Genomic DNA, 25,952 nt, shown 5'->3' with positions numbered 1-25,952 from the left:
CTATTCCCTATGGCCTAAGATATACTCCCTATGGGCTCAGACCAAACACCCAAGTTCCCAGTCCCCAAATAACCATCACGAGTAATAAAGGATTGATCAATATGGCTACTTTTCAGGAAAAAACAGGTGCTCAAAATCCCTTAGATGCTGTAACAGACGTTCGAGGAACCTTTACCCCCAGTTTTACGGATATTGACGGGGATGGGGACTTGGATGCTTTTTTTGGTAATCAGGAGGGAATAATCCGATACTGGAAGAACAACGGCGGCAGTTTCACTCCTCAAAACGGTAGTATTAACGATCCCTTCTTTGGCGTAGATGTGGGAATCAAGGCCCGTCCCAGTTTTGCGGATATTGACAAGGATGGGGACGTGGATGCTTTTTTTGGGGGTTCGAATGGAAGCATTGGAATCGTTCAATACTGGCAGAATAATGGGGGGGGCAGTTTCACTCAGCAAACCGGTGCTGCCAATCCCTTCAATGCTGTGCAAACAACCGGTAATGCGGCTTCTGTGAGTTTTTTCGATGCTGACAAAGATGGGGACTTGGATGCTTTTATTCCAAACTTCGTCCAGACGGGTATATATAATTGGGAATACTGGCAGAACACCAACGGGAGTTTCACTAAGCAACCAAATAATAATGGTAGCCCCTTCCAGAATAACACCCTGACGGGAGGTAACATCTTGTCGGGAATTACCTCTCCCATTCCCGCTTTTACGGACTTAGACCAGGATGGGGACTTGGATTTTTTTGTTCCGTCAGGATTTGGAAGCTCGACTTACTTCTCATACCACCCAAACAACAACGGGAGTTTCGGGCTAGACAATATTAATTTAAACCCCTTCTCTAATCTAAGTTTCCCAGGTAATACCTCCCTCGCTTGGGCGGATATTGATGGGGATGGGGATGACGATGCTTTCTTTGGGATGAGTAGTGGTGGTACCGGAGGAGGGGCGTATATCCGATACTTTGAGAACACCACACCTCCACTTCCCCTCCTGATCAACGCTTTACTCCCTACTAATAATCAGCAACAAGTTTCCGTTGCTAATGACTTAATTGTCGATTTTAACCAAAACATTCTCAAAGGCGCTGGCAATATTGTTATTAAAGACAGTGCCGGGCATATTTTTGAAACCCTAGATGTCAATTCACCTAATATTACGATTCTTAATAACGAACTTGTTATTAATCCCACTAATAATTTAGCAGAACAAACACGATACAGCGTTGAAATTGCTCCAAACGCAGTTCTATCTAAAGCCATAGCAGCACCCTTTGCGGGTATCAAGCCTGGAGATTGGTCGTTTATAACGCTTGATAATATTGCACCTACGATTGTTGGTCAAAGACCTGCCGATAACAGCATCAGCCAAACCGTGTTGAATGGCAACTTGACTGTCGCATTCAGCGAATCCATTCTCAAAGGCACTGGTAATATTGTTATCAAAAAAGTCTCGGATAATTCTGTTTTTGAAACGATCCCGGTGACATCACCCAATATCACTTGGCTTGGTAATTTAAACACCCAAATTCTGATCAACCCCACAAACGATTTTGCATCGGAAACAGAATATTACGTTGAAATTGATAATACAGCCTTTAAAGATTGGAGCGGAAATGCCTTTGCGGGCCTGAGTGGAAATAGTGCCTGGAATTTCAAAACTGTTGATCGTACTCCTCCAGTCCTGACCAGTTTATCACCAACGGATAATGCCACCGGAGTTGCCGTAGGAGATAATTTAATTGTCACCTTCAATGAACCCATTCAAAAAAACAGTACGGGCAATATCACGATTAAAAAAGTATCAGATGGTTCGATTGTTGAAACCCTAGATGTTAGTTCACCCAATCTTACAGTCAATGGCAATCAACTCACCATTAACCCCATTACCAATTTAGCTCCGGGCACAGAATATTATGTAGAAATTGCCCCCGGCACCATTGCCGATTTAGGCGCGGCAGGCACATTAGCCGCAAATCCCTTTATTGGAATTAGTGGGAGTACGGAATGGAATTTCACAACTGTCCCCGATACCGTTAACCTGTCCATCACCCCCACCACCGGAACAGAAGCCGCCACCACCAGTATTACTGTCACCGCCACGGCTGCCCTGCCCGTTGTTGGCGACCAAACCGTTGATTTAGCGTTAACGGGAAGTGCCACAGCCGCAGATTTTGCGGGTACTATCCCCAATAAAATTACCATAACCAACGGCAACACCACCGGACAAGTCACGCTCACCATTCTCGATGACAAACTTGATGAAATTAACGAAACAGGCACTCTAACCATTAGTAACCCCAGTGCGGGCATTGTCTTAGGGCCAACGACCACAGGCAATATCACTATTACCGACAACGACGACGCTGCATTTGAAGTTCTTCCTATTACCGGAAATACCAGCGAAGCCGGAGGGACTGCCAGCTTTAGCCTCCGCCTCAAAACCCAACCCACCGCCGACGTCACCCTCAGTTTCACCAGCAGCAACACCGCAGAGGCAACCGTCCCCGCCACCCCCATCACCTTTACCCCCGCTAACTGGAACGTTTATCAAACCGTTACCGTTACTGGGGTAGACGATGCCGTTATCGATGGAGATAAAACCTTCCAAATTGTTAGCAGCACCGTTACTAGCACCGACACCAACTACAGCAGCATCAAACCCGCCGATTTGATTGGTATCAACACCGACAACGACAGTGCCGGAGTTACTATTACCCAAACGGGCGGCAGTACCGATGTTACAGAAGGGGGAGCTACTGATACTTATACCATACAATTAAATAGCCTACCCCAAGGTGATGTCACCGTTACCATTACCTCCGATGCCCAAACCGAAGTTAGCACCGACGGTACAAACTTTGGCAGCAGCCCAAAAACCGTCACCTTTACCCCCGTCAACGGTCAGACCCCCCAAACCATCACGGTCAAAGCCGTTGATGATACCGTTGCCGAACATAACCATACCAGCAGTATTACTCACGCGATTACGGCCAGTGCCACGCCCAACTATCCCACCACCCTGCCCATCGGCCCGGTGAATGCCCAAATTACCGATAACGATATTACCTACAATGTTGTTGGTAGCACTACCACCATTACAGAAGGCAATACAGGCAACCAAGTTATTAGTTTTACGATTACTCGCGGAGGCGAAACCCAACAGGCTAGTAGTATTGATTTCAGCTTTGGGGGAACGGCCAGCGCCGGAACAGACTACAATAACCCCAACGTCACGGGTACGGGAGTGAGTGCTACAGGTAGCACGATTAACTTTGCTGCCAACGCCACCACCGCCACCATCGCCGTTGAAATCCTAGGAGATGCCCAAGTTGAAGCTGATGAAACCCTACAACTGACCCTGAGCAATGCAGGCACAGCTACTGTTACAGGTTCACCCCTGAATGTTACCCTAACCAATGACGACACCGCCGGAATTGTTCTTAAACCCAAAACTGGATTAGCCACTACCGAAGCCGGAGGTCGGGACATCTTCAATGTCCGGTTAAGCAGTCAACCTAGCGCCGATGTCACCATTGGGTTAACTAGCGATAACACCGCCGAAGGCACGTTATCAGCCAACAGCGTCACCTTTACCCCTAGTAACTGGAATACTGCTCAAGCGGTGACTGTTACTGGAGTTGATGATAATATTATTGATGGCAATAAAGCTTATAAAGTTGTTACCGCCGACGCCACCAGTACCGATACTAACTATAGCGGTTTAGTCTCCAATGATATTGGTGTTACTAACCTCGATAACGACGTCGCTGGGTTCACGATTTCGGCTATTAGTGGGAATACCACAGAAGTTGGCGGGACGAGTACCTTTACCATCCAACTCAAAACCCCACCCACCGCCGACGTCACCCTTCCTTTAAGTAGCGATAACACTGCCGAAGGTACAGTTTTACCCGCTTCTGTTACCTTTAATTCAACTAACTGGAATCAACCCCAAACTGTTACTGTTACCGGAGTTGATGATAGTATTGCCGACGGTAATCAAAACTATAATATTGTCACCGGAGCCGCCACCAGTACCGATACCAACTATAACGGCGTTGACCCTAACGATATTGGGATTGATAATATTGATAACGATGTTGCCGGGGTCACAATTTCTGCTATTAGTGGGAATACCACAGAAGCCGCAGGTACAGCCACCTTTACTGTTCAACTGAGCAGTCAACCTACGGCTGATGTTAGCTTTAATTTAAGTAGTGATAATGCCGCAGAAGGGTCTATTTCTGTTAACAGCCTCACCTTTACTTCAACGAACTGGAATCAACCCCAAACCGTCACCGTCACCGGAATTGATGATATTTTCTTAGATGGCGATAAACCCTATAATATTGTTACCACCGCCATCAGCAGTCAAGATCCTAATTATCAAGGCATTGACCCCAACGATATCGCCGTCACGAATACCGACAACGACAGTCCGGGGTTCATTATCGTACCCGTTGTTAGCAATACCACAGAAGCGGGAGGTACTGGAGGATTTGCCATCTATCTCAACGGTCAACCGACAGGCGATGTCACCCTTCCCCTCAGTAGTGATAACACCAATGAAGGCACTGTAACCCCCGCAGCCCTTACCTTTAATGCCACTAACTGGGATATCCCCCAAATCGTTACGGTTCTGCCCGTCGATGACAATCTTTTGGATGGGGATAAAGCGTATAATATTGTTATCGGAGCCTCTACCAGTACCGATACCCGCTTTAACGGCATTGACCCCAACGATATTCCCTTCATCAACACCGACAACGAAACTCCCACAGTTGTCATCTCCCCCATCAGTGGGAATACCACAGAAGCCGGAGGCACAGCCACCTTTACCCTTCAACTCAACGGTCAACCCACAGGGGATGTCACCATTCCCTTAAGCAGTGATAATACTGCCGAAGGTACTGTTGCTCCCGCTTCCGTTACCTTGAATGCTACCAACTGGAATATCCCCCAAACTGTTACTGTTACCGGAGTCGATGACACTATTGTTGATGGAGATACAACCTATAATATTGTTACCGGAGCCTCTACCAGTACCGATACCCGATTTAACGGGATTAACCCCAACGATATTGCCGTTATCAATAGCGATAACGATGTCCTCCCCGTCGATACTACTCCACCCAGCGTTATTAGTTTAACGCCAACCGATGATGCCACAGCCGTAGCAGTTGGGGATAACTTAATCATTAAATTCAGTGAAGCCATTCAGATTGGCAGTGGTAATATCGTCATCAAGAAACTATCCGATAATTCAATAGTCGAAACCCTGAATGTAAATTCCCCCAAAGTCAGCATCGGGACAAACAAAAAGGATAAAGTCGCCAGTCTACTCATCCTTAACCCCACCGCCGACTTAGCCTTAAGTACAGAATATTATGTAGAAATTGCCCCAACCGCCATTCAAGACCTAGCCGGAAATCCCTATAGTGGTATTAGTGGCAATACAACCTGGAACTTCAAAACCGTTGATGTTCTACCTGCAATTCCCCCTGTCAACCTCTTCCTATCCCAAACCACAGGTAGCGAAGCCGGGACAACCAGTATTACCGTCACCGCCACCGCAGCAGCAGCCGTTATTGGCGACCAAACCCTAGACCTGAGCTTAAGCGGAGATGCCAGCCTTGCTGATTTCGTCGGCCCCGTCCCCAACAAAATTACCATTCCCAACGGTAGCAGCAGTGGACAAGTCACCTTTACCATTGTTCATGACCACCTCGACGAAATCGACGAAACCGCGACTCTCACCATTAGTAACCCCAGTGCTGGAATAGTCCTAGGGCCAGACATTACAGACAGTTTCACCATCATCGACAACGACAGTGCCGGATTTCAAGTCCAACCGATAACCGGGGATACCAGCGAAGCCGGAGGTCAAGCCAGCTTTGACCTGCGCCTCCTAAGTCAACCCACAGCAGATGTCAACCTCAGTTTCAGCAGCAGCAACACCGCCGAAGGGACAGTTGCCCCCACCACCGTCACCTTTACCCCCGGCAACTGGGATACTTACCAAACTATCACCGCCACCGGAGTAGACGATTTATTCGCCGACGGCGATATCAGCTACGAAATTGTTAGTACCCCCGTCACCAGTGCCGATAGCACCTACAACAACTACAAACTCGCCGATATTGATGTCATCAACACCGACAACGACATCCCCGGAGTCACCATTACCCAGTCGGGAGGCAGCACTAACCTGACAGAAGCCGGACAAACCGATACTTATGAGATACAATTAAATACCTCACCTTTGGGAAATGTCGAAGTAACATTAACTGCCGATGCCCAAGCCGAAATCAGCTTAGATGGCGTTAACTTTGCTTCATCTCAAATCGTTAACTTTACTCCCGTCAATGGGATTATTCCCCAAACTATTACCGTGCGGGCGATAGATGATGGCGTTGCCGAACATAATCACAGCAGTGCTATTACCCACGCGATTACCAATAGCACAGCCCCCAACTACCCCACCACCCAACCCATCGGCTCGGTGAATGCCCAAATTATTGATAACGATATTACCTACAATGTGATTGGCAGTACCACCACTATCACAGAAGGGAATACGGGTAGCCAAGTTGTCAGTTTCACGATTAGTCGGGATGGCCATACTCAACAAGCCAGTAGTGTTGATTTCAATTTTGGGGGAACGGCCAGCGTCGGCACAGATTACAATAACGTCAACGTTACGGGTAACGGAATCAGCTTCACGGGCAGTACGATTAATTTTGCTGCCAATGCCACCACAGCGACAATTGCGGTCGAAATCCTGGGTGATACCGTTATTGAAGCGAACGAAACCTTAGAACTGAATCTCAGTAACGGTAATACTGCCGGGACAACGACGATTANCCGCCCCTACATTTTGTTGTGGAAAAAATGCGATCGCATTTGAGCAATAATCAACAATTAAACCGTAGGGGCGGGTTCCGAGACGAGCTTTAATAATCAGTAATTATCTCCCTAAACCCGCCCTCTATTCTTAGGCGATCGCATTGAAAAAGGGGCGGGTTTAGTCAGATTATTGCTCAGAATTGAAGATAATTACAGAACCCGCCCCTACATTCTCCTCTTCTTCAGTTAAACTTGAGACGGTTTTAAGCTCGCTGTTGAGGAATTTAGACTCGGAGGATGAGAGTTGTTATTAGACTCCTGGATAGGGTTACGCGACTCAATTAATTGAATAGCTCGATTCACACTTTCAGGTAAAATCACCACTAACGATCCCGAAGAAGCTTGATCTAAAGCCGTATTAATCGCTTCAGTTTCATTGAGAATCGTTTCATAGCGAATACTAGGATCAGGAACTCCCGCCAAAATTTGCTCAACCCCTTTGCTAATTAACTCAGCCGCCGAACCCCGTTCTCGACCCCGAGTATCATCATCCTCCTTGACAATAATCTGATCAAAAATATCAGCCGCCAGTTGACCCAAGGTGACAAAATCCTCATCTCGGCGATCGCCGGGGCCACCAATAACCCCAATCCGAGGCCCTGGCCAATTTTTCACAAAAGCTCCTAATGCCACATAACTTGCCGGGTTGTGGGCATAATCAATCAGAGCGTGATAGTCGCCCATATTAAATAAATTCATCCGTCCGGGGGTTTGGGAAGTCGAGGCGATAAAGGTTGACAAACCCGCCCGAATATGCTCTATTTTCACCCCTTGGGCAAAGGCGGCTAAACAAGCCGCTAAAGCATTGGCAATCATAAACGGAGCGCGACCATTCATCGTGATCGGAACATTCACCGCCTGTTCAATCCGTAACGTCCAATCTCCTTTTAATATCGACAGATAGCCGTTTTCATAAACCGCCGCTAACCCCCCAGATTCAGTGTGTTTCAACACAATTTCATTCTCAGGATTCATCGTAAAATAGGCGATCTGGGCTTTCACCCGTTCGGCCATTTGTACCACTAACGGATCATCAGCGTTCAACACCGCATAGCCTTTGGGCATCACCACCTCAGCCACAACACTTTTCACCTTCGCCATTTGTTCCGGGGTATCAATATCCCCCAACCCCAAATGATCGGCCGAAACATTCAACACCACACCGACATCACAGGTATCGAACCCTAACCCAGCCCGCAGAATTCCCCCCCGCGCACATTCAAGCACAGCGACTTCTACCATCGGATCACGCAGAATCAGTTGAGCGCTTTGAGGCCCGGTATTATCCCCAGGTTCAGCTAAATGATCGCCAATATAAATCCCGTCGGTAGTGGTATAACCCACCGCTAACCCCGTTTGTTTGATGATGTGAGCTAACAAACGGGTAGTTGTCGTTTTCCCATTCGTCCCAGTCACCGCTAAAATCGGGACGCGACTCGGTTGACCAGGGGGGAATAACATATCCATCACCGCCCCCGCCACATTCCGGGGTAAACCTTCACTGGGGGCGACGTGCATTCGGAAACCCGGTGCGGCGTTAACTTCCACAATCACCCCATCAACTTCCCGCAGAGGCTGGGAAATATCCGGTGTCACCACATCAATTCCGGCAATATCCAAACCAATAATTTTAGCAATTCGAGCAAACAGCCAAACATTATCCGGGTGAACTTCATCGGTGCGGTCAATAGCACTCCCTCCGGTACTCAGATTAGCCGTAGCTCGAAGAAAACAGATTTCTCCTGGGGGCAATACGCTTTCTAGGGTACAGCCTTTTTCGGCAATCATGGACAGCACCGTTTTATCCACCACTATCCGGGTGAGGACATTATCATGACCATCTCCCCGACGGGGATCTCGGTTAGTTTTTTCGATTAATTGTTCAATGGTTAACTGACCATCCCCGATGATATGGGCGGGCACCCGTTCCGCGACAGCGACCATTTTTCCATTAACCACTAATACCCGATGATCTCGACCTTTATAGAAGCGTTCCAAAATCACACTGCGGGTTTTAGAAGCGTTACTGGCTTCCTCGTAGGCTGTAGCGGCCGTTTCCCATTTAGTAATATCTAGGGTAATTCCCCGGCCATGATTGCCATCCAGGGGCTTAATGGCAATGGGATAGCCCCCCACTTCATCAATAGCATCTTGGAGTTCATCAAAATAGCGAATTACTGTCCCCCTAGGAACCGGAACCCCTGCATCGCGGAGAATTTGTTTTGTCCCTTCTTTATCACAGGCTAGTTCCACCGCTAACACTCCGGTTTGGTTGCTCAGAGTGGCTTGAATCCGTTTTTGATAACAACCATAGCCAAACTGAATCATAAACCGAGCATTCAGTTGTTGCCAGGGAATTTCACGGGCTTCGGCTTCTTTAATAATAGTTTCTGTGCTAGGGCCAAGGGAGGCTTGAGCTTTTAATTCTTTGAGATCTTCAAGATCTTGGGTGAGTTCTTCCGTGGGATAGGTTCCTGTCTGCACAATACTTTGGCAGAGTCGGACGGCCGCCCTTCCTGCATAACGTCCGGCGTGTTCGTTGTCATACTCAAACGCCACCTGAAAAATCCCTGAAGTCGATGTTTCACGGGTGCGACCAAAGGCGACAGGCATTCCGGCTAACTGTTGGAGTTCCAGGGCAACGTGTTCGATAATATGTCCCATTAACGTTCCCCGTTCTACCCGACTGAGGAACCCTCCTCGGACTCCTGGTGAACAGTGGTGTTCAATTAGGCTAGGGAGAACAGACGTTAAGCCTTTATAGAAGCCTGGAATATCGCTGCTATAGCGTTCAGTTAATTCTTCTAAATCCAAACGCATCACAATCAGTTGATGACGTCGGATGCTCCAGTAGTTAGGGCCTCTTAAGGTTTGTATTTTAAGAATTTTCATATCCGTGTGAGTCCGTGATGCAGGAATGTTCCAGGGCGATAGTCCGCTTTATTCAATTTCAAGCTAAGGTGACTTGTAAACTGTTTACCATGAACAGTTTTTTCATTATCAAGGGAACAGGGAACAGCTTAACAGGGAACAGTAAGCAGTGAATCTGATCATCTGTTTTGTTGGGTGCAAGGTTTCTGGAAGTGTCGGCACTATCCAGTCTCCAGAGACTTCAGGGGAAAACCTTGACAACCTCCGAGGTCAAAATCGGGTGATCTGCGGTTTACACACTGGGGGCAGAACTCGGACGACGCGAATGCAGGTTATATTGATCGCCATAAGACAAAATATGGACTCGCAGATTGAATACACTTAAGGGATCAGTCGCGCCGACATTCACCAAATTGGTGTAAGACATTTCCTGGGTATCTACAATGGTAACGGTTCCTTTTCCCACGACCCGCAATAAACCTTCCGCTTCAAATAAGGCACAGGTATCTTCATCAATCCCAATCCCAATTTTATCGGGATGGGCTGCGATCGCACTCACCAGTCTTGCCATGCGATTACGGTTATTAAAGTGTTGATCAACCACCAACTCCGGGAGAATATCTAGGCCCGTTGCCATATCCACCAGGGAACGGTTTGGAGATTCCCCACTGCCTCCCCCAGCAATCATGTGATGGCCCATAACGGCTGCTCCCGCACTGGTTCCCGCTAAAGCCAGTCGTCCTTGGCGGGCTGCGATCCGAATTTTTTCCATCAGTAGGGTATCCGCCAACAGACTGTAAAGTCGCAATTGATCTCCCCCCGTCAGGAATACCCCAGTACAGGTTTCCAAGTAGGCGTGCCATTTGGGATCTTCACAATGATGGCGTTCCCGAATATCAAAGACTTCAATGGATTTTGCCCCCATTTCCCCAAAGATTTTTTGATATCTCTCTCCTTGAATGGCAGGTTCACGGGAGGCGGAGGGAATGATGGCAAGGTTGGCAGTGGAAGCGCCAGCCCGGTGAAAAAAAGTTTGCAGAATCTCACGTCCATGAACTTTGTCTTCTGCTCCACCAATAATGAGAATCGAGGTTTTAGTTTGTTGGGGAATCATTTGTTCAAGGGCTTGAGATGTCAACTGCTGCATAGTGTATCTCCTAGTCATGAGAATAAGTTCAAGATTAGGGGCTTGTGTCCCACCACCTAGGGCTTGTTATAAACAGTTGTCCAAGGGCTAGGGGTGATTGGATCTCGCTACAATCAGTACAGATCTGTTTGCATGAATTTGTACTGGGTGAAGTCACCCGGTCGCCCTGTCCTCTTTCGGTGTCCAATAGGGCTATTTCTGACCTACAGCGAGTGAAGACAGAAACAACTCAATCTCGGACTCCTCTGTTGGCTGACCTGGGGAGAGAGTCCTGGGATTGGAGGAGAAGGGAAATCGGCTTTTAACAGGGACAACCGAGGGACTCGGCTTTCACCACACCTGTCCTTGATTCCACCGGAAAATTTCGGGGAACCCAGTTCGGGGGGCTTTGCCCAGTCCAAAAAATCTGATCCATTTTAGTATATTTTGATACGAATTAAGAAATATTTAAGTTTATCGACTATCATATAGCATGACATCTTCTGTGCAAGTTTTTGCTTAAAATTTTTTGAAGCTCTGGTGATCTACCCCTAAATATTGTGCGATTGTGCGTTTTGACATTATTACTCTGTTTCCCGATTTTTTTACCTCTCCACTGAACTCAGGTCTTCTGGGTAAGGCCTTAGCGAGGGAGATTGCAGATGTCCATTTAGTTAATCCCCGCGACTTTACACGCGATAAGCATCGCCGTGTGGACGATGAATCCTATGGGGGTGGTGTGGGGATGGTGTTAAAACCGGAACCGATTTATGCTGCTGTTGAATCTTTACCTCAATTTCCTCGTCGGGAAGTGATTTTTTTAACCCCCCAAGGGGAAAAAATGCACCAAGGGTTATTCCGAGAGTTAGCGTTAAATTTTGATCAGATTGTTTTAATTTGTGGGCATTATGAAGGTATAGATGAACGCATTATGCCCTTAGTCACCCGTGAAGTTTCTTTAGGGGATTTTGTCCTGACTGGAGGAGAAATTCCCGCAATGGCGCTGATTAACGGAGTCGTGCGATTATTACCGGGAACGGTGGGAAAAGAAGAATCTCTTAAAGCAGAAAGTTTTGAAGATGGGTTATTGGATTATCCCCACTATACTCGACCTGCGGAGTTCCGAGGAATGCGAGTTCCTGATGTTTTATTGTCAGGAGATCATGGAGCTATTGAGCAATGGCGAAAACAACAACAACTTCAGCGTACTCGTGAGCGTCGCCCCGATTTGTGGCAAGATTGGTTACAGGAGTCAGAAGACAGAACGCAGGAGACAGAAGCAGGATAGACCTTGAACAGTCAACCGTTAACAGTCAACAGCATGAATTCTGATACTCCAGAAGCATTAATTCGAGCGATGGATTGGGCTTTAAGTCAAGGGAATTTTAATCAAGCTAAAACTCTCTCTGCCCAAGCGAGTCAAGATTATCCTAATCATGATAAAATTCAACGCTATGCTCGAATTTTAGCCTCTTCAAATTTGCCGTTTCATCAACTTACCCCTAATCCTGATAATCCTCTGAATCTCAATTGGGTGATTCAGCATCGTCAAAATTATCGAGGGAGATGGGTAGCGTTAGAAAAAGGTCATTTAATTGCAGATGCGAGTTCTATTGATGAATTATTTGCCCAAGTGGGAAAGGAAAAAATGAAAGATTTATTTTATACCATTGTTTATTAGGGAAGGAGAGAAAATTAGCCCGGTTTAAATTAAGGGCGATCGCAATTGAGGAGGGATATTTTCTAGGGGATCAAGGATTCTCAAGTCTGAGATTATCCCCTATTCATTGAATATGTACAGCATTTGACATAAATGGAATCAGAAATGCTACCATTAATAGTATAAACCCTCGGCTCTATCTCAATCCTTTAATCACTCCTTGGGGCTGTCTATGAGGAAGCCAAAGAATCGCCTATTTTATTGAGGTTAAATGGGGGATTCATCGCTAAACTTATAAAATTCGTGAGAATAGCCAGTTTCTAGGGGTTATTGGCGGTTGACGAAGGGAAAAGTTGACTGATAAATTATTCTATCTTTCAGTTTATTAGTGAAAGAAGTTAACTCTATCTTCTGGTAGAAGGTAAACGTTAATTACAGAGATACAGTAGTGTTTAGCCACTCAATAAAAGATAAGGAGAAAATCATGGCTACAGAAAAACGTGGATTTGCTTCCATGGATGAAGAAAAACAACGCGAGATTGCCAGCAAAGGCGGTAAAGCAGCCCATGAGTCAGGACGCGCTCATGAATTTACTCCTGAAGAAGCCAGAGAAGCTGGACGCAAAGGCGGTAAAGCAGTGAGCCAAGATCGGGAACACATGGCTGCTATTGGACGCAAAGGCGGTAAAAATAGCCACAAAAAAGATAATGATAATGAAAAAGATAATGAAAAAGATAATGAAAAAGATAATGATAATGGTGAAAATTCATAATCTGGGGAGGTGAAGTTTGATCTAATTTAGATTAAACTTAGGTGTTTTAAGAAAAAGGCTTCTGTTTGAAATAGCGTTCAAAAACTGGGTTTTTCTTAAAATCAAGCCTAGTTTTTGCACACTCTACCTGTATAACAAGTTTTTAGACTCCAACAAGGGATGAGTAACTCTGTTGGAGTTTAAACTTATCATCCTTAACCTAAATCCCCAAAAAATACTTGACAATTTCAGATGGCTTGATTATAGTAGAGTTACCTGGCATTGAGTCGGAAATTGACTTCTGCCTCATTGATCGGAATCAAAAATATAGCAGTTGCCAATGCAGTTAGGACATTAATGAGGGCTGTGATTCTTAATTGTTAAGCGTTTTACTCCTATCTCTTGTCTTCTGTCTGTTGCCTCTTTCTATATTTTTGACTCCGATCCTTGAGACTTTAGCCAAAAACACTCAAAACTAAGGGTTTTAATTCAATAGTTTAGACATTGCGCTGAAAGTGCTGGTTTTCGAGTTCTGTTTTGGACTTGGAAATGGGGAGTATTCTTTAATTCACGCAAAAGGTCTGAAGGGTTAGAATTACAAGCTTTATTAATGCTAGGCGTCTAATTCATGAAAAACAAATTAGGAGCTCGTTATGAAACCTTGCTTGGAAAGTCGTGTAGCAATTTATGGGGATTTTCAAAATGTTCGGACTTATGCTGAAAAATTTAAACAATTTATTCAAGGGTTAATTAAACTTTTGGATCAATTGTTCAATCAAAAAGGTTATAAATTTATTATAAAAGTTTATTCTAACTGGAGGAATGAGAATGATCGATTTGCACAGGCTCTCGATCAGGAAGAAGACGTTACAATAATTCATGTTCCTTCAAGAGAAAAAAATGCAGTTGACAAGAAGATTTTTCGAGATGGCAGAAATGATACAACGCCAGATAGCAGCATTGAAATTGTAATTTTAATTACAGGGGATAAAGATTTTTTACCCTTAGTTAAAGAGTTACAACAGTCAGGGAAAAAAGTGATATTGATTCATGGTTGTAATGTTAGTAAAACATTGAAAAAAGCTGTTGATAAAGCCTATCATATCAATGAAGTAATAGCCTTTGGAAATCTCAATCAGGGAACTCCAGAAAAACTAGATTATCCCGCTATTATTTCTTATGAAGAAGCTAAAAAATGTCTAATTGACTTGATTAAAACCGTTCAAGCAAAAGGAAAAAAAGCTACTCTTGCTTTAATGGGTAGTTTAATCAAAAAGCATCCGCGACTTTCAGGGGATAAAAAAGTTTTATCCATTGGCAAACCTGATGGAAAGATTTTTTCTAAATTCGGTAAATTTGTAGAAGCAGTAATTCAGGAGGGAATTATTCAAAAAAATTGTAATGGAGAGTTGATTTTAGTCTGAGTTGAGAAAAATTGCGATCGCTTTAATCCGATATAGCAATCTGCACCAAGGTTGTAATATTTTATTGTAGGGGTGATGTCAATCCAAACCGTTTTTTGGGGTTGGGTTTGGAAACCAAACCCCTACAGTATTGAGTCACAAATCCTACACGAATTGCTATATAATTATGACAAAACTGCCAGAAATTAAAAACGAACAATTGCGACTACAAGCCCTCACCCATCGTTCCTATATTAATGAACATTCTAATTCAGGAGAAGACAATGAACGATTAGAATTTTTAGGGGATGCTGTTTTAGGATTTTTAGTCGGAGAATTGCTATTTAAAAAGCGCTATCCCGAAGATATGGCTAAAATGAGTGAGGCAAATATGACTCGCTTACGGTCACTGCTAGTCGATGAAAAACAACTGGCTAAATTTGCCATTCAATTTGATTTAGGGGCATTACTGCGCCTAGGAAAGGGTGCTATTCGAGATGGCGGACGCACAAATCCTGCCTTACTCAGTGATGCCTTTGAAGCCTATATTGGGGCTTTTTATTTAGATACCAATATTGATACAGTTCGAGAATTTATTCATCCCTTATTTTCAGCCGTTGCTAATGAAATTGTATTTCCGCAAACAGAAACAACACCCCAAACCCTAATTGACTGTAAAAACCGCTTTCAACAATGGGCTTTAGCGCAATACGGTGAAAACCCGAAATATTATGTGGTCGAAGAATCTGGGCCAGATCACGCTAAGGAATTTTGTACAGAAGTCTGTGTTAGGGACAAAGTATATGGCTATGGAAAAGGACGCCGAAAACAGGACTCCGAAAAAAAAGCCGCAGAGGTAGCCCTGCAAAAGTTGGGTTTGTTGTAATCAGGTGATGACGCATCCTAGACCCTGTTGTACAAGAGCATCATATCTTCCAACGACATTCGGGACTGTGCCCCTAATGTTAAGGGTGAAATATGACCTCGACTCAGATGGTCTGAAGCTGCACAAGCAATCATGGCAGCGTTATCGGTACAATATTTTAAAGGGGGAAATAATACTCGCAAATTGTGAAGTTTAGCTGCCTCTTGGAGATGGTTTCTTAACCCACTATTTGCCGCTACACCTCCCCCAATAGCAATAGTATCTAATCCAAAATCTACCGCACAAGCGATCGCCCGTTTTGTTAAACTTTTAGCAACGGTATCTTGAAAACTCGCCGCAATATCCGCAACGGGTAACGGCGTATTTTCTGACTTTTGTAACGTTTGCACCAACCGTAACACCGCCGTTTTTAACCCGCTAAAACTAGAATGATAGGGATGATAGCCGCCATTCGGGAGAGAAATTTTTCCTTCAGGTAATGCAAAGGCTTTGGGGTTTCCTTGAGTAGCTAATTGGTCAATAATTGGCCCCCCAGGATATCCTAAATTTAATAACCGAGCCACTTTATCAAAAGCTTCCCCCGCCGCATCATCAACGGTGTGTCCCAAGATTTGATAGACCCCACAATCTTTAACATGAATTAAACTGGTATGGCCTCCCGATACCAACAGACATAAAAACGGAGGTTGGAGACTAGGTTCGGTTAAATAGCTGGCATAAATATGTCCTTCCAGGTGATGAATGCCTAAAAAAGGTTTATTATGCACCAAGGCTAAGGTTTTAGCGGCAGTAATGCCCGTTAATAAAGCTCCTACCAGTCCGGGGGCACAGGTGGCTGCAATTCCATCAATGACTGACCAGTCTAAACCTGCGGTTTCTAAAGCTTCGTTTAGAACAGGATTAACCATTTCTAAATGATGGCGGGAGGCAACTTCGGGAACAACCCCCCCATAAGGGTGATGAATGGCGATTTGAGAGGCCACAACATTGCTTAAAACTTCACGATTCTTTACAATTGCGACCCCGGTTTCGTCACAACTTGTTTCAATTGCTAAAACTGTTGCCATTGGCTGATAAATTTTATGAAATGATTGGAGCTAACTTTGAGTAGCTTAATCATTGCAGATTTTTTTGGGTACAGTGAACAACTGAACCCAATAGTCGCCATTTTTCTGCGTGGGTTTTGACCTCACTTCGAGGGATAACAAACGCTTTGTCTGATGGAGTCAAGAGGAGGTGCTTTGCAACCCCCTAGACTCAAAAGATAAAAAACGTATTGTTTTGTAACAAAAGGAAACACTTCTATGCGTCGATTGTTGGCTGCTATTCTAGCCCTGGGCTTGTGGATGAGCATTGTTCCCGCAGCTTCAGCTTATAACCTCGTTCCTTGCTCTGAATCTTCCGTGTTTCAGCAACGGGCCAAAACCTCTATCGCTTCTGCGGCTAACCCGGCACAAGCGAAAGCCCGTTTTGAACGCTATTCCCAAGAACTCTGTGGTAAAGCAGATGGCTTACCCCATTTAATCGTAGATGGAAGCCTTGCTCATGCCGGAGATTTCTTAATTCCTAGCGTTCTGTTCCTGTATATTGCCGGATGGATTGGTTGGGCAGGTCGCTCTTATTTACTAGCTGCTAAAAAGAGCGAAAATCCCGCAGAAAAAGAGATTATCATCGATGTTCCTGTGGCCCTGACCTATATGCTCAGTGGCTTCCTTTGGCCGTTAGCTGCGTTGAAAGAAATCACCACAGGTGAAATGTTCGCTAAAGATAACGAAATTACCGTTTCACCTCGTTAATAAGTGGAATTCTCATTTAGAGATTGAGGAAAATTTAGGTGGAATTTATCGCCTAAATTTTTTCTAATCCATCCATAAACAAACGTTGTTTATGTTTCAATCATCTTTGTGAATTCTGCTTTCTTTTAACTGATTAATTGTTGTTCACACGGTTCTAAACTTAGGAGAAAAAATTCATGCAGTATTTCGTCAAATATCTTTCAACAGCACCCGTTTTAGCTGCGGCTTTGTTCGTTTTTACGGCGGGAGTTTTAATCGAATTTAATCGCTTTTTCCCCGATTTACTCTTCCACCCCATGCCGTAATTTAATCGGGTTTCGGGTTTCGGGCTAAGAGTGCGGAGTGTGAGGTGCGGAGTGCGGAGTGTCAAGGATCACTGATCTTCTCTACTCCCCCTGCTCCTCTACTCCCTCTGCTCCTCTTCTTTTCCGACTTTTTAAATTGTCGATACATATTGTTTAATGAAATCCTATCTTGCTGCGGCTATTCAAATGACCAGTACGCCTTGGTTAGACAAAAATCTAGCAGAGGCGGAAGAACTGATTGATTTAGCAGTTCATCAGGGAGCAGAGTTAGTTAGCTTGCCTGAGAATTTTCCCTTTATGGGTGAAGAAGCCGAGAAACTGGCGCAAGCTGAAACTATTGCTCAAAAAACCGAAAAATTTCTCAAAACGATTGCCCAACGGTTTCAAATTACGCTTCTAGCCGGGGGTTTTCCAGTTCCCACAACAGATGGTAAAGTCTACAATACGGCGGTGCTGATTGATGCCAATGGTCAAGAATTAGCGCGTTATCAGAAAGTTCATCTCTTTGATGTCAATTTGCCCGATGGCAATACTTATCAGGAATCTAACACCGTCATGGCTGGGAGTGTTTTACCCCCGGTCTATCGTTCCCCAGTGTTGGGAAATCTTGGACTATCAGTGTGTTACGATGTCCGATTTCCCGAACTCTATCGTCACTTATCACTCTTAGGAGCAGAAGTTTTATTTGTCCCGGCGGCTTTTACTGCCTATACGGGAAAGGATCACTGGGAAGTTCTCCTCAAAGCCAGAGCGATTGAAAATACCTGTTATGTCATTGCACCTGCTCAAACCGGGTGTCATTATGGTCGTCGAAATACTCATGGTCATGCCATGATTCTTGATCCTTGGGGGGCGGTTCTCGCTGATGCGGGAGATAAACCCGGCGTGGCGATCGCAGAAATTGATCCCGTTCGTCTTGAACAAGTCCGTCGCCAAATGCCCAGCCTCAAACATCGAGTATTTAGTTGACTGTTGACCGTTGACCGTTGACCGTTGACCGTTAGCTGTTGACATTGTGGAACAGGCAACATGAGCTGTTAAGTGGGGTGTCGGTTAACAGGGGTCGGGCGAGGAGACCTCGCCCCTACTTCTCCCTGCCCCCTTTCCCCCAGGGTCTATTTTCGTTACAGTAATCTGGATGAGTTATGTGGGGTTAACTGTGGATCTAGTTGCAGGGGTTTTCTCACTAGACTCGATGTTCTCAAGTTTGGGATCGAGGTTGTTACCGATTTTGGGAGTCGCAACAGAAGCTTGTCCTCCTGTTGAAGCAGAATCAACAATGGTATTACTGGGGGTTCTGCTCAGTTTAGTGGCGATTTTTGTAGCCAGTAAAGCGGGGGGAGAATTTGCCAACTGGTTAGGGTTTCCTCCAGTTCTCGGAGAATTACTCGGAGGAGTAGTTATTGGGGTTTCTGCCCTGCATTTAGTGGTTTTTCCAGAAGGGGGGATCGATAGTTCTCACTCTCTGATTATGAGTATTTTGGAAACAACCGCAGGGTTAAGTCCCGATGCGGCAGAAGCAACGTTTAAATCTCAAAGCGAAGTTTTAGAGATTTTATCTGAACTCGGTGTAATTATTCTGTTGTTTGAAATTGGCTTAGAATCCAATATTGAACAACTGCTGGCTGTCGGCATTCAAGCCTTTATTGTGGCTTGTTTAGGGGTTGTTGTTCCCTTTATTGCTGGAACAGTGGGACTGATTGCCATTTTCCATGTTCCTGTAATTCCGGCGGTTTTTGCGGGTGCGGCGTTGACAGCTACCAGTATCGGAATTACTTCTAGGGTTTTATCGGAAATTGGTTGTTTGTCTACCCAAGAAGGTCAGATTATTTTGGGTGCGGCGGTAATTGATGATGTGTTAGGAATTCTGATTTTAGCTGTGGTTGCGAGTTTGGCAAAAACAGGTGAAATTGATATTGCTAATATCATTTATTTGATTATTAGTGCCAGTGTTTTTATTGTTGGTGCGATTGTTTTAGGGAAGTTTTTCAACGGGACTTTTGTTGCCCTGGCTTCCCAATTTAAAACCCGCGGTCGGGTTGTAGTTCCGGCGTTAATTTTGGCCCTGCTATTAGCCTATATCGGTGGCGCAATTCACCTAGAAGCAATTTTAGGGGCTTTTGCGGCGGGGTTAGTGTTAGATGAAACGGAACCAGGCAGAGAGTTAGAGGAATTAATTAAACCCATTGCTGATGTGATTGTCCCGGTGTTTTTTGTAGCAGTTGGGGCAAAAACAAATTTAGGTGTTCTCAACCCAGCAATTCCTGAAAATCGGGAAGGATTAATTATTGCTCTGTTTTTGATTGTAGTTGCTATTGTGGGCAAAATCGCCGCCGGTTGGGGGGTGTTTGGTTTGGATAACATCAATCGTTTAGGAATTGGCGTTGGGATGATTCCGCGAGGAGAAGTCGGATTAGTATTTGCCGCCGTTGGTTCCGCCAGTGGTGCATTATCTCCGGCTTTGGATGTGGCGATTATTCTCATGGTGATCATCACCACATTCTTAGCGCCTCCGTTACTGCGAATTGTGTTTAAAACTGAAACGCCATCCCCAGAGACAACTTAAGGGAAGGGTTTGAGGGTTGGCGGTTAACTCTTAACCGTCAACCTCTTGAACCGGAAAAGAAAGGGTAACGGTTGTTCCTTGGTTGAGGATGCTGTGGAGGGTGAGGGTTCCTTGATGGAGTTCTACCAGACGTTTGACAACGGTTAATCCTAATCCAGCCCCTGGGGTTCCTGATATAGAATCAGCATTACTAGCACGATAGAAGGGTTCTAATACTTGGTCTAGTTCAGATTCAGGAATTCCAATGCCTTGATCTTGAATTTTGAACACAACTTGAGTGGGTTGATAAATCATTTCAACCACAATTGTTCCTCCTTCTGGAGAATAACGAATCGCATTTGTGAGTAAATTAATGATAATTTGTTTGAGGAAGTTCGGATCGGCTTTAAACTGCTGTGGATGATTGCCTTCAACCTTTAATTGAATTTTATGATCCTGAATTTCGAGAGATTTCCAATCTTCTAATAGGCTTTTAATAAATAAGTCTAAATTCAAAGATTGCGGTTCAAAATGAATTAAATTAGATTCAGCTTGGGCTAAAACAATCGCACTATTTAAAATCTGTTCAATCCGTTTAACACTTTCATTAACTCGGTTAATATGACGATCTAAATTTTCGGTTTTTTGTTGTTCAATTTTATATTTAATTAATTCATTAGAAGTCATAATCACCGTCAAAGGGGTGCGAAATTCATGGGAAATTGTGGTAATTAGCCGAGATTTCATTTCGCTTAAGGACTGTTCTTTTTTCAAAGAAATTTCTAACTGTTTTTGTAAGCTGACTAATTCTTGATTTCTCTGTTTCAGTTCTTGGGTGCGTTGTTCAACTTTAGTTTCTAACTCTTGATTTAAAATTTGGAGTTGTGTTTGGGCAGCAATGCGATCGCTAACTTCCTGTTCCAGTTGTTGATTTTTTTGCTCTAACTGATTTTTTTGCAATTGCAGTTCTTTTTGCAAGCGACTAATTTTAAGTTGAGTAGAAACGCGCACGACAACTTCTTCAACATCAAAGGGTTTAGTAATATAATCTAATCCTCCGACTTCAAACCCCATAAGTTTACTTTGAATATCATCCCTAGCGGTAATAAAAATAATCGGAATATCGCGTGTGCGTTCATCTGCCTTGAGAAAACGACAGGCATCATAGCCATCTAACTCTGGCATCATCACATCTAATAAAATTAAATCAGGAGGCATCAATTGGGCGGAATTTAAGGCAAATTGCCCATTGGTTGCTTTGCGAACCCGATAACCCTGTTCTAATAAAACTTGAGATAAAACCCGCAAGTTATCAGGAATATCATCAACAATTAAAATATCTGCTAGAGGAGAGTTCGTTGAGTTAGAATTCATATCAGAGTGTTTGTAACCCAGTTAAGAATGACTTCAAATTCAAAGTTATTGATTAATTCCGTTAACGTGTTAATTAAAACCCTTTGAGAAGAAGGAATTTGTGTAAGTAAACTGAGCAGTTTTTCAGAATCCCCTATTTGAGTTTCTATTGCTAACTGATTTAACAATTCGGGAGGTAGAGTCGCCAACGCTTGAATAATGGTTGCATCCTGAATCTGGTGATGTCTAACTTGATTAGGTATAAAGTCTTCAACTCTATATTTTACTCCTAAATGTTTCTTCAATATTTCCCAAATCCTGGCTTCTGTCAAAGGTTTACCAACAAAATCATCACAGCCTGCGGCGATAATTTTTTGGCGTTCCTCTTCAAATACACTAGCAGAAACCGCAATAATTTTGGGAAAAGGTTCAAAATCAGGAGGCATCGATAAAAGAGTCTGCGCTTTTTTGGCTCTAATTTCTTGAGTTGCACGATAGCCATCAATACCTGACATTCGCATATCCATCCAAATCAGATGGGGGTCATAAGATTCTACCAAATTCAAAGCCATTTCCCCATTTTCAGCTTCCTCAACCTCAAACCCCACAGAACGCAACAACTTAACGAACCATTGACGGTTCATTTCTAAATCATCGACGACTAAAATTCGGTATAAAGGTTGATGGGGGGCCAGTCCAATTACCCGGTATTGGGGTTCGGGTGAAGCTACGGTTGCAGGGTCAACCCCTAAAGCCTGGATGGTAAATTGAAACTGAGTTCCTCTACCTATTTGACTGCTGACTTGGATCTGACCCCCCATCAGTTCCACAAAGCGGCGACTAATGGGTAACCCTAACCCAGTTCCCTGTTGCGAGTGTCGTCCACTGCTGGTTTGTACGAAAGCATCAAACATGGTGTCTAGTTCTTCAGGTGCTACCCCGGCACCCGTATCTTCAACTTCAAACTCGATGGTGTAGTCAGGAGGAGCAGAACCGGGGTTTAAGCTCTGTTCTAAAAGCGTAATTCGCAGGGTGACACTGCCATGATCGGTGAATTTAATCCCATTATCTAATAAATTGATCAAAACTTGACGCAATTTGCGTTCATCGGTCTTTAAATATTGGGGTAAATTCGGCGATCGCTCAATAATTAATTCTAAACCTTTGGAAGCTGCTCTCAGTTCAAAGGTATCCTCTAAATCTTCTAATAATTGATATAAATCAAAGGTTTTTTCTTCAAAAATAACTCGATTTGCTTCTATTTTAGAAATGGATAAAATATCATTAATTAGCTGTAATAAATAAGCTCCATTGCGGTTAATAATTTGTAATTTTTCTCGATGATGAGGGGCTAAGGTAGAATCTCTCACCATCAGTTGCGTAAACCCTAAAATTGCATTTAAAGGGGTGCGAAGCTCATGACTCATATTGCTTAAAAAGGTACTTTTGGCGCGGTTGGCGGCTTCCGCTTGTTCCTTAGCTTTTTGCAGTTCGATTTCGGTTTGTTTTTGTTGGGTAATATTTAACACAAAAGCAACGCACTGCTTTTGTTCTTCTAATAAAGTTGCTCCTAAAATAACCGGAATTCGGGTTCCATCTTTATGCAAATATTCTTTTTCATTCGGGGGTAAAATCTTATCCCTTAAAATTTTTCGCACCCGTTCTTGATCAGCGGCTTTACCATCCGGGGGAGTAATAGTATCCCAGCGTAATACTCCATTTTCTAACTCCTCTCGACTATAGCCAATCATCCGTAAAAAGGCATCATTGGCTGCTAAAATTTTGCCTTCAAAATCAGCAAAAATAATCCCAACAATATTAGCTTCAATTAAATGCCGCCATCTGGCTTCACTTTGACGTAATGCTTGTTCAGATTGTTGACGATCCGTGATATCCTGAACAAAAGATAAAGCTGAAGTTAGATTACCCTGCTGATCAAAGATCGCCGATGAAAACCATTCACAACTAATCAGATCATGGTTTTTCGTATAATTCCGGTTTTGCATTTTTAAGGTATTACTTTGACGGGTTAACATCTCCATAATTCCCTGATTAACTCGCTCTTGGTCGGCTTCGTAAATCATCAAAAAATCATGATTAGATAAACCGATGACTTCTTCGGCTTTCCATCCAAAAATATTTTCAGCTTGTTTTGACCAGCGTTTGATTTTACCTTGAGAATCCCATTCTATAATCGCTAAGGGAGAATATTCAAAATGTTTTTGAATTTGTAGTAAAGCGGTTTGTAGCGATCGCTCGGTTTGTTTAATATAACTGGTTTCTACTGTTGTTCCTACAATTCGATAAATGCGAGATTCTAAATCTTTTAACGGGGTTAGAGTTGTATACCAAAATGTTTCTACCCCATTCAAAACTACCCATTCTTCATAACAGATAGAAGTTCCGGTATTCACACAATCTTGATAATGTTGAATCACCTGTTTCCAGGCGGGAAATTTTAATTCTTCCGGGGTTTTTCCTAAGATTTTTTTGCGAGATAAACCCGTAATTTTTTCATGGGCGGAATTTGTTCCCGCATATCGAAACTCTCCATTTTCTCCCACATCTACGACAAAAATGGGTTCTTCGACGCCCTCATAAATACTGCGTAATAATTGTTCTTGATTTTTTAAGGTGATTTCTGCTTGTTTACGTTCTGTAATATCTCTGATAGTTCCTACTAATCGAATTGTGTTTCCTTGTTGATCAAAAATCGGTTCTCCCTGAACTTCAGTATAGCGAATAGAGCCATCAGCCCGCAAAATTCTTAATTCTGTAGCAAAGGGTTTCTTCGCCCGTAATGGGTCAATAACCTCTTGAAAATAGATCGGATGATCATCGGGATAAATATAGGGTAATAATTGTCGAATATTTGACAGTTTACCCAGGAAATTAAAACCATAAATCTGATAAATTTCTGGACTCCAAATTAGAGTTTTATTCAAACAATGAAATTCCCAAACACTCAGTTTAGAAATTCGTTGAGCGTGACGTAGTTTGGCTTCGGTTTCTTGGTGTTTAATAATTTCTTTTTGAAGGTTTTCTAGGCTGGTTTGTAATTGATTGGTCATTCCTTTAAAGGATTGAACCAATTCCCCAATTTCATCGGTTCTTTCAAAGTCGGTAAGGTGTTTAATTTCTCCAGTTGCGATCTGTTTCGCAGCTTGATTAACGGCTAAAATTGGTTTAATGATCCAACGACTGATTAAGATTCCTACACCTGTCGCTAAGAAGAAAACACCAATACAAAGAAACAAAGTTTGTTTAAACTGAGCATTTACTTCCGTCATAAAATCGCTTTGAGGAATAACAACAATCATCAGTAAATCTAAACCCTCTTGATTTTTTAAGGGAGCGACTTGTAAAAAATAATGGTTTGATAAACTTCCCCAGGTTGTCGGTGGAATCGTAAAATTAACATTTTGAATCTTTTGAACATTAGGAAATTCACCAAAATTTTTGATTAAAAAATTCCCAATATTCTGATATAATTGATCTTGACTTTCTACAAGATTAATAAATTTTAATTTTCCTTTATATTTCTGATAGATTTGACCTTGAGAACTAGCAACTAAATTGCCATTTCTATCAATTATAATAACTTTTCCCGATTTTCCGACTCGAATTTGACTGAGGAAATCACTGAGATTAGAGGAGATAATTCCGACGGACAACACCCCTAATAATTTCTGGCTTTGGCGATCATAAATCGGAGTATTCAGACTTAATCCTAAATCTTCATTACTTCCTAATGGATATAGAGAACCCCAGCTTGTTTTTCGATTTTTCACAGCATCTTGATACCAAGGACGAAGGGTGACACTCGGTTTCCAAAAGGTTCCTAAAAGTTTAATCGGTTTTCCCTTTTGATCAATCGCATAATCATAAATTAGTGATGAATCCTGGGGACTAGAATACCAAGCTCGCTGTCCATTCAAACGAGTGACTCCTAAAAAATCATGCTGTTCATTTCCGATTAAGATTCTATTAATTAATTTAAAATGTCGTAAGGTTAAAAATAGATGTTCTTCCAGGGGTAATAATTCGCTTAAATCAGTATTGTCAATCTCCCACTGATCCAGAGTATGATTTGTAATCACTTTGGCGGTTTCTGTGACTTGATCAATGTGATCTTCAACACGCTGAGTGACTTCATTCATCAATTCGCTACTCATTTTTTCAACCGCACGTTGTCCACTGCGAAAGGATAAATAACCGACAATTAATACGGTGGCTGTAATTTGGATCACAAAGGGAATAATCAATACAAATCGTAAGGGAATTTTGCCCCAGGTTTGACTGATTAATAGAGAACGAAGGAAAGAGTTGAGATCCATAAC

15 protein-coding genes are annotated in these 25,952 nt (G+C 43.4%); 10 read left to right on the top strand and 5 right to left on the bottom strand.

Features of this window, described 5'->3' with window-relative positions; all coding sequences use genetic code 11:
- Positions 1–101 precede the first annotated feature (101 nt).
- The gene (locus PL8927_RS07745; protein WP_083619316.1) at positions 102–6,917 is read left to right on the top strand and encodes an Ig-like domain-containing protein; all 6,816 of its coding nucleotides are present in this window, start codon (positions 102–104) and stop codon (positions 6,915–6,917) included.
- Between the two features lie 185 nt (positions 6,918–7,102).
- On the opposite strand, the gene cphA is transcribed toward PL8927_RS07745, so the two are convergent.
- On the bottom strand, positions 7,103–9,808 hold the full coding sequence (gene cphA / locus PL8927_RS07740; RefSeq protein ID WP_083619313.1) for a cyanophycin synthetase: 2,706 nt from the start codon (positions 9,806–9,808) through the stop codon (positions 7,103–7,105).
- A 271-nt stretch (positions 9,809–10,079) separates the two neighbouring features.
- Complete coding sequence (locus PL8927_RS07735; protein ID WP_083619311.1) at positions 10,080–10,934, bottom strand: cyanophycinase; 855 nt, start codon at positions 10,932–10,934, stop codon at positions 10,080–10,082.
- Positions 10,935–11,481: 547 nt separating this feature from the next.
- Between PL8927_RS07735 and trmD the strand changes: the two genes are divergently transcribed.
- The 5 genes from trmD to rnc all read left to right on the top strand — a co-directional run bounded on the left by trmD (position 11,482) and on the right by rnc (position 15,613).
- Positions 11,482–12,201, top strand: a complete 720-nt coding sequence (gene trmD / locus PL8927_RS07730; RefSeq protein ID WP_083619308.1) for a tRNA (guanosine(37)-N1)-methyltransferase TrmD — start codon at positions 11,482–11,484, stop codon at positions 12,199–12,201.
- A gap of 33 nt (positions 12,202–12,234) precedes the next feature.
- Positions 12,235–12,594 carry a hypothetical protein gene (locus PL8927_RS07725; protein ID WP_083619305.1) on the top strand — a complete coding sequence of 120 codons (360 nt, stop codon included), beginning with the start codon at positions 12,235–12,237 and terminating at the stop codon, positions 12,592–12,594.
- Between the two features lie 463 nt (positions 12,595–13,057).
- Complete coding sequence (locus tag PL8927_RS07720; protein WP_083619302.1) at positions 13,058–13,345, top strand: KGG domain-containing protein; 288 nt, start codon at positions 13,058–13,060, stop codon at positions 13,343–13,345.
- 632 nt (positions 13,346–13,977) lie between these two features.
- Complete coding sequence (locus tag PL8927_RS07715; RefSeq protein WP_083619299.1) at positions 13,978–14,748, top strand: NYN domain-containing protein; 771 nt, start codon at positions 13,978–13,980, stop codon at positions 14,746–14,748.
- A gap of 166 nt (positions 14,749–14,914) precedes the next feature.
- Positions 14,915–15,613, top strand: coding sequence for a ribonuclease III (gene rnc, locus PL8927_RS07710; protein ID WP_083619297.1), 699 nt, complete (start codon positions 14,915–14,917; stop codon positions 15,611–15,613).
- A gap of 17 nt (positions 15,614–15,630) precedes the next feature.
- Here the strand turns inward: rnc and tsaD are convergent, their stop codons facing one another.
- Positions 15,631–16,680 carry a tRNA (adenosine(37)-N6)-threonylcarbamoyltransferase complex transferase subunit TsaD gene (gene tsaD, locus PL8927_RS07705; RefSeq protein WP_083619294.1) on the bottom strand — a complete coding sequence of 350 codons (1,050 nt, stop codon included), beginning with the start codon at positions 16,678–16,680 and terminating at the stop codon, positions 15,631–15,633.
- 237 nt (positions 16,681–16,917) lie between these two features.
- On the opposite strand from tsaD, the gene PL8927_RS07700 reads away from it, so the two are divergent.
- The 4 genes from PL8927_RS07700 to PL8927_RS07685 all read left to right on the top strand — a co-directional run bounded on the left by PL8927_RS07700 (position 16,918) and on the right by PL8927_RS07685 (position 20,280).
- Entirely contained in the window at positions 16,918–17,409 is a 492-nt protein-coding gene (locus PL8927_RS07700) for a Photosystem I reaction center subunit III (RefSeq protein WP_083619291.1), read from the top strand.
- Between the two features lie 176 nt (positions 17,410–17,585).
- Positions 17,586–17,714, top strand: a complete 129-nt coding sequence (psaJ, locus tag PL8927_RS07695) for a photosystem I reaction center subunit IX (protein ID WP_083619289.1) — start codon at positions 17,586–17,588, stop codon at positions 17,712–17,714.
- Between the two features lie 156 nt (positions 17,715–17,870).
- Positions 17,871–18,683 carry a carbon-nitrogen hydrolase family protein gene (locus PL8927_RS07690; protein WP_083619286.1) on the top strand — a complete coding sequence of 271 codons (813 nt, stop codon included), beginning with the start codon at positions 17,871–17,873 and terminating at the stop codon, positions 18,681–18,683.
- Positions 18,684–18,909: 226 nt separating this feature from the next.
- Positions 18,910–20,280, top strand: a complete 1,371-nt coding sequence (locus PL8927_RS07685) for a cation:proton antiporter (protein ID WP_083619542.1) — start codon at positions 18,910–18,912, stop codon at positions 20,278–20,280.
- Positions 20,281–20,310: 30 nt separating this feature from the next.
- On the opposite strand, the gene PL8927_RS07680 is transcribed toward PL8927_RS07685, so the two are convergent.
- Both PL8927_RS07680 and PL8927_RS07675 read right to left on the bottom strand, forming a co-directional pair.
- Positions 20,311–21,633, bottom strand: a complete 1,323-nt coding sequence (locus tag PL8927_RS07680; RefSeq protein WP_083619283.1) for an ATP-binding response regulator — start codon at positions 21,631–21,633, stop codon at positions 20,311–20,313.
- Positions 21,630–25,949 carry a PAS domain S-box protein gene (locus PL8927_RS07675; protein ID WP_083619280.1) on the bottom strand — a complete coding sequence of 1,440 codons (4,320 nt, stop codon included), beginning with the start codon at positions 25,947–25,949 and terminating at the stop codon, positions 21,630–21,632. The genes PL8927_RS07680 and PL8927_RS07675 overlap by 4 nt, the downstream gene beginning before the upstream one ends.
- Between the last annotated feature and the right edge of the window lie 3 nt (positions 25,950–25,952).

Source organism: Planktothrix serta PCC 8927, assembly GCF_900010725.2.
Lineage (GTDB): Bacteria > Cyanobacteriota > Cyanobacteriia > Cyanobacteriales > Microcoleaceae > Planktothrix > Planktothrix serta.
The sequence above is the reverse complement of the archived record's forward strand: the minus strand, read 5'-3'. Positions and strand labels throughout refer to the sequence as shown.

Bases quoted from the DNA above. Each gene is read 5' to 3' on its own strand.
- cphA (WP_083619313.1), bottom strand. From the start codon at position 9,808: ATGAAAATTCTTAAAATACAAACCTTAAGAGGCCCTAACTACTGGAGC.
- PL8927_RS07735 (WP_083619311.1), bottom strand. From the start codon at position 10,934: ATGCAGCAGTTGACATCTCAAGCCCTTGAACAAATGATTCCCCAACAA.
- PL8927_RS07725 (WP_083619305.1), top strand. From the start codon at position 12,235: ATGAATTCTGATACTCCAGAAGCATTAATTCGAGCGATGGATTGGGCT.
- PL8927_RS07720 (WP_083619302.1), top strand. From the start codon at position 13,058: ATGGCTACAGAAAAACGTGGATTTGCTTCCATGGATGAAGAAAAACAA.
- PL8927_RS07715 (WP_083619299.1), top strand. From the start codon at position 13,978: ATGAAACCTTGCTTGGAAAGTCGTGTAGCAATTTATGGGGATTTTCAA.
- rnc (WP_083619297.1), top strand. From the start codon at position 14,915: ATGACAAAACTGCCAGAAATTAAAAACGAACAATTGCGACTACAAGCC.
- tsaD (WP_083619294.1), bottom strand. From the start codon at position 16,680: ATGGCAACAGTTTTAGCAATTGAAACAAGTTGTGACGAAACCGGGGTC.
- PL8927_RS07700 (WP_083619291.1), top strand. From the start codon at position 16,918: ATGCGTCGATTGTTGGCTGCTATTCTAGCCCTGGGCTTGTGGATGAGC.
- psaJ (WP_083619289.1), top strand. From the start codon at position 17,586: ATGCAGTATTTCGTCAAATATCTTTCAACAGCACCCGTTTTAGCTGCG.
- PL8927_RS07690 (WP_083619286.1), top strand. From the start codon at position 17,871: ATGAAATCCTATCTTGCTGCGGCTATTCAAATGACCAGTACGCCTTGG.
- PL8927_RS07685 (WP_083619542.1), top strand. From the start codon at position 18,910: ATGTTCTCAAGTTTGGGATCGAGGTTGTTACCGATTTTGGGAGTCGCA.
- PL8927_RS07680 (WP_083619283.1), bottom strand. From the start codon at position 21,633: ATGAATTCTAACTCAACGAACTCTCCTCTAGCAGATATTTTAATTGTT.
- PL8927_RS07675 (WP_083619280.1), bottom strand. From the start codon at position 25,949: ATGGATCTCAACTCTTTCCTTCGTTCTCTATTAATCAGTCAAACCTGG.